General features: G+C 39.8%; 11 protein-coding genes and 1 other RNA gene. 1 reads left to right on the top strand and 11 read right to left on the bottom strand.

Annotated features, from left to right (window positions below):
* Positions 1 to 45: 45 nt before the first annotated feature.
* From AR328_RS04630 to copZ, 4 genes are all read right to left on the bottom strand, one after another.
* Entirely contained in the window at positions 46 to 525 is a 480-nt protein-coding gene (locus AR328_RS04630; protein ID WP_066290776.1) for a DsrE/DsrF/DrsH-like family protein, read from the bottom strand.
* An 85-nt stretch (positions 526 to 610) separates the two neighbouring features.
* Complete coding sequence (locus AR328_RS04625; protein WP_066290772.1) at positions 611 to 871, bottom strand: metal-sensitive transcriptional regulator; 261 nt, start codon at positions 869 to 871, stop codon at positions 611 to 613.
* Between the two features lie 321 nt (positions 872 to 1,192).
* Positions 1,193 to 3,628: a heavy metal translocating P-type ATPase gene (locus AR328_RS04620; protein WP_066290770.1), complete on the bottom strand. Its 2,436-nt coding sequence runs from the start codon at positions 3,626 to 3,628 to the stop codon at positions 1,193 to 1,195.
* A 74-nt stretch (positions 3,629 to 3,702) separates the two neighbouring features.
* On the bottom strand, positions 3,703 to 3,909 hold the full coding sequence (gene copZ, locus AR328_RS04615; protein ID WP_066290763.1) for a copper chaperone CopZ: 207 nt from the start codon (positions 3,907 to 3,909) through the stop codon (positions 3,703 to 3,705).
* A 261-nt stretch (positions 3,910 to 4,170) separates the two neighbouring features.
* Between copZ and AR328_RS04610 the strand changes: the two genes are divergently transcribed.
* Positions 4,171 to 5,319 carry an ArgE/DapE family deacylase gene (locus AR328_RS04610; protein ID WP_066290761.1) on the top strand — a complete coding sequence of 383 codons (1,149 nt, stop codon included), beginning with the start codon at positions 4,171 to 4,173 and terminating at the stop codon, positions 5,317 to 5,319.
* A gap of 365 nt (positions 5,320 to 5,684) precedes the next feature.
* Here AR328_RS04610 and AR328_RS04605 read toward each other — a convergent pair whose 3' ends face one another.
* From AR328_RS04605 to rnr, 7 genes are all read right to left on the bottom strand, one after another.
* On the bottom strand, positions 5,685 to 6,956 hold the full coding sequence (locus AR328_RS04605) for a RidA family protein (protein ID WP_066290756.1): 1,272 nt from the start codon (positions 6,954 to 6,956) through the stop codon (positions 5,685 to 5,687).
* A gap of 304 nt (positions 6,957 to 7,260) precedes the next feature.
* Positions 7,261 to 7,881 carry a sporulation-specific diadenylate cyclase CdaS gene (gene cdaS, locus AR328_RS04600; RefSeq protein ID WP_066290754.1) on the bottom strand — a complete coding sequence of 207 codons (621 nt, stop codon included), beginning with the start codon at positions 7,879 to 7,881 and terminating at the stop codon, positions 7,261 to 7,263.
* Between the two features lie 373 nt (positions 7,882 to 8,254).
* Complete coding sequence (locus AR328_RS04595) at positions 8,255 to 8,572, bottom strand: 2Fe-2S iron-sulfur cluster-binding protein (protein ID WP_066290752.1); 318 nt, start codon at positions 8,570 to 8,572, stop codon at positions 8,255 to 8,257.
* A gap of 11 nt (positions 8,573 to 8,583) precedes the next feature.
* On the bottom strand, positions 8,584 to 10,284 hold the full coding sequence (locus AR328_RS04590) for an FAD-binding protein (protein WP_066290749.1): 1,701 nt from the start codon (positions 10,282 to 10,284) through the stop codon (positions 8,584 to 8,586).
* Between the two features lie 402 nt (positions 10,285 to 10,686).
* Positions 10,687 to 11,045: a transfer-messenger RNA gene (gene ssrA, locus AR328_RS04585) on the bottom strand.
* 159 nt (positions 11,046 to 11,204) lie between these two features.
* Positions 11,205 to 11,672 carry an SsrA-binding protein SmpB gene (gene smpB, locus AR328_RS04580; RefSeq protein ID WP_066290747.1) on the bottom strand — a complete coding sequence of 156 codons (468 nt, stop codon included), beginning with the start codon at positions 11,670 to 11,672 and terminating at the stop codon, positions 11,205 to 11,207.
* A 165-nt stretch (positions 11,673 to 11,837) separates the two neighbouring features.
* On the bottom strand, positions 11,838 to 14,174 hold the full coding sequence (gene rnr / locus AR328_RS04575; protein ID WP_066290740.1) for a ribonuclease R: 2,337 nt from the start codon (positions 14,172 to 14,174) through the stop codon (positions 11,838 to 11,840).
* Positions 14,175 to 14,200: the final 26 nt, after the last annotated feature.

Genomic DNA, 14,200 nt, shown 5'->3' with positions numbered 1-14,200 from the left:
ATTTTATTAATTAAAAAAATTTACTTCATTTTGTGCTCCTAAGATTTAGATAAATAAATTCACGTTGCCATCTTCTGCATCAGATAAGTAAGCAGCCACTCCTGCATAATCGATATTATCCAGCAGTTCTTCCTTTTGAAGTCCTAATAAATCCATTGTCATCGTACATGCGACAAGCTTTACATCTTGCTCTTTTGCCAATTCGATTAGCTCTGGAAGCGGCACTGCATTATGTTTTTTCATCACATCTTTAATCATTTTAGGACCGAAACCCGCAAAATGCATTTTGGAAAGCCCCATCTTATCTGCGCCTCTTGGCATCATTTTTCCAAACATTTTTTCCATAAAGCCTTTTTTCACTTCAATATTCTCATCTTTTCGTAAGGCATTTAATCCCCAGAATGTATGGAAAATGGTTACTTCATGATCATAGGCAGCTGCACCGTTTGCAATAATATAAGCGGCCATTGCTTTATCATAATCTCCACTAAATAATACAATTGTTGTCTTTTTGTTTTCTATCATTGATTTATCACTCCTTATTTTATTTTTACCCTTACCCCTATGGGTATATTACTAAGAAAAAAAAAGAATGTCAAACAAAATTTTTTTATCTGCTTTTTACTAGCAGGTTAACAGCTTCTTTAATTAATTCATCCGTTTTATCTCCATTTTGTTCTGCAGCTTGCACACATTCAACTAAGTTTGAACTCACGATTACACCGACTGTTCTATCTACCGCTGAACGAACAGCTGATAACTGAGTAACGACCTCTTTACAATCTTTGTTTTCTTCCATCATTTTCAAAATCCCTCGAAGCTGCCCTTCCATCCGTTTTACTCTATTTTTAATTTGATCATTGTATTCCATAGGAATTCTCCTTTCCATTATGATAAACACCATTATCACCCTCGTTATTCACAAAAGCACTGACAAGCCTCATATTATACCCTTATAGGTATATTGTCAACAGTAGCAACTGCCTCCCTCCAGTGTAATATTTGAATTCCCTATTTTACTATTTATTAATTACAATCGATAATTGATAGCTCGCATAATTGCTTAAGCCTGTTGATCCATTACGATTCCCACATCCCACTAATCTAGTTCCCTTAAATGTACATTTTTCAAATATAAAAACTGTAGAGTAAACTATGCAACTCGCGGTTTACTCTACAGCTATCAGTGCCATTATTTTTCTAATTTAATCCGTTGTAAGCGTAAGGCGTTCAACACAACTGATACAGAACTAAATGCCATCGCTGCACCAGCAACCCACGGCGCTAGTAACCCGATTGCTGCAATTGGAATCCCTAGTGTATTGTAGCCAAATGCCCAGAATAAGTTTTGTTTAATGTTGCGCATTGTTTTGCGGCTCATAATGATCGCATCGGCAATACTGTTTAAGTCTCCGCGGATTAGTGTTACATCTGCAGCTTCCATTGCGACATCTGTGCCTGTACCAATGGCCATCCCTATATTAGCTGTAGCTAGTGCTGGTGCATCATTAATCCCATCGCCGACCATTGCCACTTTTTTGCCCTGTTGTTGCAGCTTTTTCACTTCTTCAGCCTTCCCTTCAGGAAGGACTTCAGCTATAACTGCGTCAACACCTACCTCTTTCCCAATGGCCTGCGCTGTACGCTCGTTATCACCTGTCATCATGATGACTTTGATGCCCATTTCTTGTAAACGGCGAATCGCTTGTAGAGAAGTATCTTTAATTGTATCCGCTACGGCAACCACCCCAGCGTATTGACCATTAATTCCAGCTAGCATCGCTGTTTTTCCGTCTCTCTCCAATTTTTCCATTGTTGGAAGAACTGCTGTCATATCGATGCCGTATTGCTGCATGAGTTTACGTGTACCAATGATGACCGCTTGACCTGAAACGGTAGCCTGAACACCGAAACCCGGAATCGCTTCGAAGAATTGGACGGTGCCAAGTTCGATGCCCTTCTCTTGGATGCCTTGAACGATCGCTTCTGCTAATGGGTGTTCAGATTGTTTTTCTGCTGCACCAATTAGTGATAAAAATTTCTCTTCGTCCTGACCATTCGCTAATAAAACATCTGTTAATACAGGTTTACCATGTGTGACAGTACCAGTTTTATCAACGACAACTGTGTCAATGCCCCCAGTTTGCTCTAAATGCTCGCCGCCTTTGAATAGAATACCAAACTCTGCTGCACGACCGCTCCCTGCCATAATCGAAGTCGGCGTTGCTAAACCAAGTGCACACGGACAAGCAATAACAAGCACGGCGATTAACACTTCAAGTGCCGGTGTAAACTCACCTGGTTGAACGAATAGGATCCAAATTAAGAAGGTAAGGATGGCAATTCCCACTACAATCGGGACAAAAATCCCTGAAATTTTATCAGCCATGCGCTGAATCGGTGCCTTGGAACCCTGTGCATCTTCTACTACTTTAATAATTTGGGCTAACGCTGTGTCACGCCCAACCTTTGTTGCTGACATTTTGATAAATCCATTTTTGTTAATGGTCGATCCGTATAATACGTCGCCGCTCTTTTTATCCACTGGTAAACTTTCGCCTGTTAACATGGATTCATCAACAGCCGTTGTTCCTTCTAATACTTCTCCATCAACTGGAATTTTCTCACCTGGTTTCACTAAAATGGTGTCACCAATGACTACTTCCTCTAACGGTACTTCTTTTTCTACTCCGTCACGTACAACGATGGCAGTTTTGGCTTGAAGCCCCATTAATTTTTTTATCGCTTCAGATGAACGGCCTTTTGCTCTTGCTTCAAATACTTTTCCTAAAAGAATGAGCGTAATCAACACCGCACTTGTTTCAAAGTAAAGATGTGGTGCATGGTTTGTTCCAACAGTAATAATTGCTTGATATAGACTATAAAAATAGGCTGCAGAAGTACCCATGGCAACGAGTACATCCATATTCGCTCCGCCATTGCGAAGTGAATTATAAGCACCCAAATAAAATTGCTTCCCAATATAAAACTGCACAGGTGTTGCTAATATCATTTGGATCCATGGATTCATTAAGAAATCCGGTACATATAAAAACGATGTAAAGGAAAAGTGCCCGACCATCGTCCATAATAAAGGCAATGATAAAATCGCAGAAATAATGAATTTTCGCTGTTGGTCTTTTATGTGCTTTTCACGATGGTCTACCTGGGGTTCTTCCCCTTGCTTTTGGTGTGCGCCGTACCCAAGCTTCTCAACCTTCGCAATAATGTCAGCAATCGTTACTTCCGAAGGATTAAATTCAATGGTTGCTTTTTCAAGTGCTAAATTGACGGTTGCCGTTGCGACACCTTCCATTTTATTTAACCCTTTTTCAATCCGAGTAGAACAAGCTGCGCAAGTCATTCCTGTAATTTCAAATTCTGCTTTCTGTTTCACAACTCCGTAGCCAAGTGCCTCAATTTTCTTTTCAAAATCTGCTTCACTCAGTTTTGACGGATCATATTTAATCGTTGACTTTTCAAGTGCCAAGTTGACGGAAGCTTGCTCGACACCTTCCATTTTACTTATCCCTTTTTCAATACGTGTGGCACACGCTGCACAAGTCATTCCTGTAATTTGGATACTTGTTTCTTTTAATTTACTAGCTTCCAATGCGGCCGTACTCATGTTCTTTCCCACCTCACCCTATACCTATAAGGGGTATGTTTTCACAAAAATGATAGAGTGCTCTGGAAGCACTCTTATTCTACGTCATATCCTTGATCATCAATTGTTTCTTTAATTTTTTCTAATGAGACTTGTGATTCATTAAATGATACTTCCACTTGTGCTTCGGATAAATTTACTTTCACTTCGTTTATTCCTTCTAGTTGACCTACACTTCCCTCAATAGCCTTCACACAATGTCCGCATGACATTCCTTGTACATTTAATGTTACTGTTTGCATATTTCCTCTCTCCTTTAAGTGAAATAATATTTATTACAAAATAACGTATTTTTTCATTACATCTCAATAACATCATACTATACCCTCGTGAGGTATGTAAAGTGAAAAAAATAAGTTTTTTTCATTCTTAAATCCGGGTTTTTTTTAGCCACTCAAGGTATAAAGGAATATAGCGATTCCAAAGAATCCTTAAGTGACTTTTGGGTAAAAATAGGGTTGTATTCTCATTGAGAATAGAAGGGAATTTTTGGAGGGGTTATTATGAAACAGTTTACAGAAGAAGAAAAGATAAAGATTCTATCTGACATGATAGCGATTAAATCTGTTAATGAAAACGAAATCGAAGTGGCAAATTACTTGAAAGATTTATTTGCTGAGTACGGCATTGAATCTAAAATTGTTCCAGTTACAGACACTCGTGTTAACTTAGTGGCTGAAATTGGAAGCGGGCTTCCAGTCATCGGTGTTTCTGGTCATATGGATGTCGTATCTCCTGGTGATGAAAGCGATTGGACTTCAGATCCGTTCACGTTGACAGAAAGAGATGGAAAATTATACGGACGCGGAACAAATGACATGAAAGCAGGATTAGTGAACCTTGCTTTAGTGATGATTGAACTCAAGGAAAATAATGAACTTAAAAAAGGTACTGTCCGTTTTATGGCAACGACTGGTGAAGAAGTCGGCGGCGCAGGCTCTAAAAAATTATACGATGAAGGCTATATGGATGATGTAGATTATCTATGGGTAGCTGAACCTTCTCATGACACGATTATTTACTCTCACAAAGGATCACTTAACTTACAGGTAACGTCTATTGGTGAAGCAGCACACAGTTCTATGCCTGACCAAGGCTATAACGCCATTAACCCATTGATGGCCTATCTATTAGAATTAGACGAAAAATTGAATGGCGATGTTCGTAAAAATGAAATTTTAGATAAATTGGTTATGAGTACAACGATTTTTAATGCAGGGAACCAAGTAAACTCCGTTCCAGAAAAAGCAGTAGCTGAAATAAACGTGCGGACGATCCCGGAATTTGATAATGATGAAGTGATTGATTTATTCAATACAACAGCTGACAAATACAATAAAGAAGGCTCGAATATTAATGTTGAAGTGACAATGTCATTGCCAAGTGTTTTCACTTCAGGTCAGTCTGAAATGGTTGAACTTGCTAAAGAACTCGGTAAAAAACATTTAGGTTTAGACATTTCTGTTAAAGGTTCGCCAGGGGTGACGGACGCATCAAACTTATTACGTGGTAAAGATAAAAACTTTCCATTCATGATGTTTGGTCCAGGCGAAACAAAAATGGCACACAAAACAGATGAATATGTCTATAAAGATTACTACTTAGCTTTCTTCGATATCTATAAGGGGTTAATTTTGGGATTAGCGAAATAATCGAATACATATTATTCATTGCTGATTTTTGTACAGATAAGCGGAGAATTTCCGGCTAATGTTATATTGGCGGCTTAATAAGCAGATATAAGGGGAGATATTCCGACTAACCTCTCTAAATAAGACAAAATACAAGAATTTTGATAAGATAAGCGGAAAAACTACCTCTATTTCAAGGGAAATATGGGTATTTCCCAAAATAAAAGGAGTTTCTCCGTTTATTTTCCAACTACTGTACAGAACCATAATCTCGTCTGTAAAAACGGAAGCTGTCTCAACTTTCATTTGAGACAGCTTCTTTTTATGAATAGGATATGCGATTTTGCATTCACAATCGGAATTTACAAGAACGTTGATAGTACCTGTTATGCTTTTGGAGGTGTTCCTTCAGCATTTGATACAACTGCATCGATTTGAATTAGAGCATCTCCAGGTAAAGCTGATACGCCAACTGTTCTTCTTGCAGGAACACCGCCTGGGAAGAATGTTTTGTAAGCTTCGTCTACAGCATCCATATCTTCAATATTCTTAACGAAGATATTTACTTTAACCACATCGTCCATGACGTGCTCGATACTTTCTACAATTGCCTTCATATTTTTCAAGCACTGTTCAGCCTGCTCTTTTACACCACCAGCTACCAATTGGCCAGTTTTTGGATCCAAAGGCAATTGGGCTGAAAGGTGATTGTAATGAGAGAACGCTACAGTTTGTGTAGATAGGGAACTCTTTGGTGCATTGTCAGTATTGTTCGCCCATATAACGATTCCATGTCTGTCTTCAACAGCTTGTGGAGGTGTACCATCTCCGTGTGATACCACTGCTTCAATTTGTACCAAAGCATCCATAGGCAGTGCTGAAGCTGCAACTGTTGTCAGTGCAGGGACATAGCCTACAGCTCTTGCGATAGCCGAGTCTGGGAAAAATGTTGAATAAACCTCGTTTACCGCTTCAGTATCTGAAAGATCTTTAAGGAAGATTGTCATTTTAACAATATCGTCAAAAGGAACGTCGATACTTTCTAAAATTGCCTTGATATTTTTCAAGCTCTGTGCAGCCTGCTCTTTGACACCCCCAGAAACCAATCGGCCAGTTTTTGGATCGATCGGCAATTGAGCTGAAAGATAATTGTAATGAGAGAAAGCCACAGTTTGTGTAGATAGAGAACATGTTGGTGCATTCGCCGTATTATTTGTAAGCTTAATTAGGTCGCCTGCTTGTGGTGCGTTTGGAATTGTACCTTCACCGTGTGAAAGAAGTGCTTCAATTTGAACCATAGCATCCATCGGTAAAGCTGCAACTGCAACTGTTGTCCGTGCAGGAACATAGGTTGGGAAGAACGATTTATAAACTTCGTCTACAGCATCAACATCCTTGATATCCTTAACGAATACCGTGATTCTAACAATATCGCTCATAACATGATCGATGCTGTCTACAATTGCCTTGATATTTTTAAAGCACTGTTCAGCCTGCCCTTTTATGCCACCAGCTGCCAATTTACCGGTTTCAGGATCGATAGGTAATTGTGCTGAAAGATTATTGTAATGAGAAAAAGCAACAGTTTGTGAATATAGACCGTTACCGTTTGGAGCATTTTCCGTATTTCTTGCTAATACCGCGTTATAGCCGCTCATGTTGTATTCCCCTTTTAGATGAATTTTCTTAATAGAAGTATGTACCCAGACTACAATTTTGGGCAAGCGTCAATTATAGCAGTCTTTCTTCGCCTTGGCCACATGTTAGCTTTTTTTGAGTTAAGTTTTTTCTGGATAATCTTCTCCCCCCATGTTTAGGATTAACTCTACATTCATACTTATTTTTTATTAATTTGATAATTATTATTCAGCAATCTCTTGGATTTGTGAAAATCGAAATAAAGCATAATTTTCCTAAAAAGAAGCCTGCCTCTTTTTATTTCGAGGCAGGCTTTAGTTTATTTTAATGTATTTCTCCTGAAGCAATTGGATATAAGTTCCCATTAATAGCAAATGAAATTCTACCCGTTTCTTCAGATACTACAAGTACAAGTGCATCAGTTTTTTCCGACAGACCTAGGGCAGCCCGATGACGTGTTCCTAGTTTTTTATCGCCCGTGTATCTGTCTGAAAGCGGGAGGACATTAGCTGCGGAAACAATGTGATTTTGACTTACTAACACAGCCCCGTCATGTAGAGGGTTTCCTGGAAAAAAGATTGATTCTAATAAAGAATGACTCAATTCTGCTCCAATTAAAATACCAGGATGAATGAATGATTCAAGAGAATCCTCGCGTTTAATAACAATTAATCCACCATGTTTCCGTTCAGACATATTTTGTACACAGATTGATAATTCCGGATATTTATCCGTAAACGGGGACAAATAGCAGTTTAAATAAAAGGTGGCTGCGTTCATTTCAATGTGTATAAATTGATTTTTTATTTTTTCAAAATTTCCAAGAAGACAATAATTTTCATTATCCATTGTTTCTAAACTACTCTGTAAGGCAGTTACAATTTGACCAATATCCTTTTTTAAAGATAATTTCATCGGTGAATAGTCGCAATTATTTTGGTTCACGGAGACACAACTCCTTACTGTAATCATTATTTTTTAATGTTTACAATGTGTAAGGTAATTAATCAAGTTACTTAATTAACAAATAATATACGACAAGTCTTAATTCTGGATAAGATAGGTAAGATTCTCTTAAAGAGCTTAATATTTAGTATTCCAATGAGTTTGGGTCAATGGTATTTAGAGAAAAATTCCCGATTATTTTTATTTAAATGGAAAAAGTGGTAATTGGATTTATTATTCGTTATATGCTATTAAAATTTATTTAATCATTCTCATAACAAAGTATGTATAAAACTAATCTGCAATTAATTCCAGGAGAGCCATCGAAAAATATTCGATTGGCTCTTCTTTCTTTTCACCTCATCCTGCTAATCTACTCCATTGCTGTAATTAAATCTTTTATCCATGGACGGGTCTTTAACGGCTCAATTTGAACAAAGTCTCCTTCTTTTGCACGTATACTGCATAAAAACTCAACCTTTCCATCTACCATTGCCATGCATTCCTTACATGCATTGGCTGATCTGCAAGAGTATCGAACAGAAAGGGATGGATCCTCATTTTCGCGAATCCAAAAAATAGCGTCCAGCAGACTCATCCCTTCAAAATATGGAACCTCGTATTCAATCATTTCTTTGCCATTTTCGGCATCTCCCCGAACAATGTTTAACTTGACTTGTGTCAATTCCATTCACTCCTTTCTTACTTGTTGTGTGTATTTAGACTATTATTCAAAACTGACCAATGTCCGTCTTTATTCAATTGATAACTGAATCCATAAACATCTTTTGATTGCTCAGGATAATCAAGTCTTACATGGGCACCTCTAGATTCTTTTCTTTCAATTGCCCCTTTTGTAATGGCTTCTCCGAGAACTGCCATATGATAGTTTTCAAGCTTTTCTACATGTGAAAGACCGAACTTATCCTGTTTGGCTATGGCGATATTTTTGCTTTCTTCTTTCAGTTTCTCCATTTCCTCTAACGCCTTTTTTAATTCCTCTTCATTTCTTAGAGGTCCAACACCTTTCCACATAACCTTTTGAACCTTGCGCCTTGTTTCAAGTGTTGCAATTTCATCCTTTGATACTTCTCTAGGGTGCCAAAACTGCTGCAGCCTCCCCCATTCCGCAATTAGTTCTTTTTCCACAATCTCATCAAATCTTTGCTTTCTTACTCTTCCTGCTGTTTCCCCTGCTATACGTCCAGTAACTAAAGCTTCAGTAATGGCATTTCCAGATAATCGATTGGCTCCATGCATGCCGTAAATTAATTCTCCGCAAGCCAGTAATCCATCAATAGCTGTATTCATTTCTTTATCCACTTTTACTCCACCAAGCATAAAATGAGCCATTGGAGCAACTTCCACCATATCTTTAGTCAAATCTACGCCTTGGGAAAGAAGAATATCAATAACAGGCCCGAAGCCTTCTCTTAGTTTTTCTTCCGAAACCATCGTAAAATCCAAATATGCGCCACCATGAGGCGTACCTCGCCCATTCTCTACTTCTTTAAAAATGGCATAGCTTGTCATATCCCTCGTCGCAGTGTACTTTCCTGCCTTTTCACCTGCATAGCGGTCCATAAATTCTTCTCGATTTCCATTCAGCAGACGGCCCCCCAATTTATAACGGAAAGGATCCCACATAATTGGATCAATGCCAACAAGCGGAGGGAAAAGATGGGCAATTGGGAAAAACTGAACCATTTCCATATCACGAAGCTCAGCCCCTGCATCCGCAGCTAAAACAAACCCATCACCAGTCATATTCGCGGAAGCACTATTTCTTTCATATACCTCTGTTAATCCGCCTGTAGCCAAAATGACTTGTGAAGCTGAGATACTAACGGGGATCATTTCCTCCATTAGGAATCCAAGTGCTCCAACCGCTTTCCCTTCATGGCAGACAATTTTTGTAATCATTACATTCTTTAACCGCTGGATTTTTTCATCCTTCCAAATTGCCTTGCGAAGACCATTTGAGGTTGCTCCACCAGTATTTAAAATATCTACATAAACACATCTTCTCTTTGAATGTCCTGGAGACACAACTTGTGAGCGCTTTCCATCAGGTGTTCTTGCCCAGCGTACACCATAGCCTTCTACTTCCTTAATAACTTCAGGTCCTTTTTCTACAATTACCCGGACGATATCCGGATCTGCTAACCCGCGGCTGCCCTCCATCGTATCCTGGAAGTGGATCTCAGGATTATCCTCTTCCGCTTCACCTAGGGCTACGGCCACTGTCATTTGGGCAATAATGGTCGCTCCTCCCCTGCCTATTAAACTTTTATCTGCAATCATTACGTTTGCACCTTCATCAGCGGCGGCTCTTGCAGCCATCATCCCCGCCGCACCAGAACCGACAACTAATACATCTGTCGTAAAATTTTCCTGTCTCATTTAATATCCCCCCATGCTAAGTTATTTTGTTTTTCCTATTGTTCTCTCTTTTTTATACCTGTAGATTTATGAAAACAAATCATGACATTTTTGAATTTTCTGATTCAATTGTAAATCTGGGTATTCTTGTATGTCAACTAAGTATTAGAAACTTTGTATTTAATTTGGGTTTAAAAACAAGAATCGTGTTAACTCTCTTTATCCTATGAAAATACTATTGAATGAAGAAGGGATTGTGTTTTCCAAAAGTTTAAGATGAGTGGTTCAGTGGAAAAGTCGTTGTAAATATATGCTTTGTTGGTGGCACCTATGAAGCATAAAAAAAATAAAGCATAAAGTTTCCAAACGGAAATTTTATGCTTTACGTCACAAAGGCAAATAAAAAACCACCAAATATGTATTTGGTGGAGACGGAGGGAGTCGAACCCTCGTCCAGAAACATCGGCACTTAAGCTTCTACGAGTGTAGTCGATATATTCGCGATTCGCTGATCCTTCTGCCTATCGACAGGCGTCCGGTCAGCTAGTCTGGTTGTGCTCTTCCTTTTCCCTCAGACGGCGAGATCCGGCGTAGCCCACTTAGAGTGAGTCCGCTACCCTACCACATGGGCGATGGAGGGGCGAACCGCTAAGCGCTATTAAGCAGCTAAAGCGAAGTTGTTTTGTTGTTTGCCAGTTATAGGCTTTGACGTTTTAACGAGGCCGATCCCCTCGACTCGCGACCTAAGCTCGAACTATCCCTGTCGAATCCGTAGCGTCCCCATTATATAAAGGTCTGCACCGAATCTTATTCTGCATGCTGACAACTAACGGAATGCTCAAGTTTAGCTGAGCTAAGTTTATGTGTCACAATACCTCGTGACATTTATTATTATAACACACCTAGCCTTAAATTCAATTGTAAGGTTTTGTAAAACCAACCTACATTTTCTGTCTGTCGCGGAAGGCACGCTCTACTTCACGTTTCGCTTCTTTCTTTTTCAAATCTTCACGTTTATCGTATTTCTTCTTCCCTTTTGCCAGGCCGATTAACACCTTCGCAAAGCCGTTTTTCAAATATAGTTTTAATGGAACGATAGAATAACCGATTTCCTTCGTATCGCCTATCAATTTGCTGATTTCTTTTCCGTGAAGAAGCAGCTTTCTTGTTCGCAGTGGATCGTGGTTGTAGCGATTTCCTTGCTCATATGGGCTGATATGCATCCCGATGAGGAAAATTTCGCCTTTATCGATTCTGGCATATGAATCCTTTAAGTTTACTTTACCTGCACGAATTGATTTGATCTCTGTTCCTTGAAGGACAATCCCTGCTTCATATGTTTCTTCTATTGCAAAATCATGATAAGCCTTTTTGTTTTGGGCAATCATTTTTCCTGCGCCTTTTGGCATCTTAACTCCCCCTACCCTTATTTCTGCAAGAACAAAACCTTTTGGGGGCTACCTGCAGAAACAAATTTAACTTTATTGTAGCAAATTTCCAAGGCTCACTCAATTAAGAACCTAGGAGGATTGAAAAAGAGAGCCTCAGGTTTGCAAGGCCCTCTCATAATGAAACTACCTTTTTTTACTCTTCCTCTTCGCCTTTGGAGCATTATCGTAAAACTTCTTTTTCTTTCTTGGGCTTTTTCCTGAATCTTTGCCATTTTTATTTTTCTCCTGGCCCTGATCAGATTTCCCTTTTCGTGGCTTCCGCTCACTGCTGCCAGTACGAATAATCTTCGGCAATTCTTTGGAATCCCTTCTGCGAGGCGTCCCCTTCATGCCGACAATTTCAAAATCAATCGAACGTTCTTCCTTATTTACCTTGACCACTCTGACCGTGATTTCGTCCCCGATTCGGAAGACATTCCCCGTACGTTCACCAATCATCGCTAGATGGCGCTCATCATAACGGTAGTAATCGTCCGTCATATAGCTTACGTGGATTAAGCCCTCAATCGTATTCGGCAGCTCAACGAACATCCCAAAATTCGTAACGGAGCTAATAATGCCATCGTATTCTTGGCCAATTTTATCTTCCATATACTCAGCCTTTTTCAGCTCATCTGTTTCACGCTCAGCGTCGACTGCTCTTCGTTCCATATTCGATGTATGCTCGGCAATATCAGGTAATAGGACATTCCATTTTTCTCTAGTCGTTGCATCCAGCTTACCCTGAATTAAATATGTTCGGATTAATCGGTGGACGATTAAGTCAGGATAACGGCGAATCGGCGATGTAAAATGCGTATAAAACTCCGTTGACAGCCCAAAGTGTCCCAGGCTTTCCGGATAATATTTCGCCTGCTGCATGGAGCGAAGCATGACCGTTGAAACAACCATTTCTTCCGGCTTTCCTTGCACCGCTTCAATAATTTCTTGTAACGCACGCGGATGTACAGAATTGGCCGTCCCTCTAACTAAATAACCGAAGTTCGTAATAAACTCGAAAAATCTTCTTAGCTTATCCTCCTTCGGATCCTCGTGTATCCGATAGATGAACGGAACATCTAGCCAATGGAAATGCTCAGCTATTGTTTCATTGGCGGCAAGCATAAACTCTTCAATCAGCCTTTCAGCTGTAGAACGTTCACGAAGAACAACATCATTTGGCTTTCCATCTTCATCCACTATTACTTTTGCCTCTTTAAAATCAAAATCAATAGCACCGCGCTTCATCCGCTTTTCTCGTAAAATTTGTGCAAGCTCGCCCATTAGCTGAAACATGGGAATGAGCGGCTCGTAACGCTTCAGCAGCTCCTCATCCTGATCCTCAAGAATTCTATTCACATCTGAATACGTCATCCGCTCGGTTGTCTTAATTACACTCTGAAAAATCTCATGTGACACTGCTTCTCCACTCGGGGTAATTTCCATTTCACATGATAAGGCTAATCTATCTACCTGCGGATTCAAGGAACAAATGCCATTCGACAGGCGGTGAGGTATCATCGGTATGACCCGATCAACTAAGTAGACACTCGTTCCCCGGTCAGAGGCTTCCCGGTCGATAGGGGAATCTTCCGTGACATAATGTGATACATCTGCAATATGTACACCGAGCTTGTAATTTCCGTTTTCTAATTTTGTCACGGTAACGGCGTCATCTAAATCCTTTGCATCTGCTCCATCAATCGTTACAATCATTTCATTTCTTAAATCGCGGCGATTTTCGAGATCACTTTCCGCAATAGTGTCTGGCGTACTATTTGCATGACTAATTACTTCATCCGGAAAAGCCATTGGCAAGCTATGCTTATGTATGATGGACAGGATGTCAACACCCGGGTCATTTTTGTGACCAAGAACTTGAATGACTTCTCCTTCTGCACTTTTCCTGCCTTCTGGGTAAGTAGTCAGTTTCACGACAACTTTATGACCTTCCACCGCCCCTAAAGATGCATTTTTCGGAATAAAAATATCGCTGGTGAACTTCTTATCATCAGGCAGAACAAAACCAAAATGCTTGCTCTCTGTATAAGTTCCAACAATTTGCTGAATGCCGCGTTCTAAAATGCGGACGACGGTCCCTTCTCTTCTTTGCCCTGAACTTTCCGAACTGACTCGTGCTAGAACGATATCCCCATGCATCGCGTTGTTCGTTTCATTTGGCGGAATAAAAATATCGTCCATCCCCGGCTCTTCAGGTATGACGAAGGCAAAGCCCTTTGCATGACCAGTTAGCTTACCGCGAATCAGATTCATTTTTTCAGGAAGTCCGTAACGATTGCTTCTTGTTCTTACAACAAGCCCTTTTTCTTCCATTTGTACTAATGCTTTGACGAAGTCCTTGAAATCGGATGAATCCTCAATTCCAAATGCCGCCTCCATTTCTTGAACGGTCAAAGGCTTGTATGCCTCGTCCTTCATATAATAGAGGAGCTTATCAATAATCTGTTGAATATTTTCCATATACTTTTCCCTCCCTCTCGAGGTTC

Origin of the sequence: Bacillus sp. FJAT-29937 (genome assembly GCF_001509555.1) — a bacterium.
Taxonomy (GTDB): Bacteria; Bacillota; Bacilli; order Bacillales; family Cytobacillaceae; genus Cytobacillus.
Note: the sequence above shows the minus strand (reverse complement) of the source record. Positions and strands in the feature narration are given on the sequence as shown.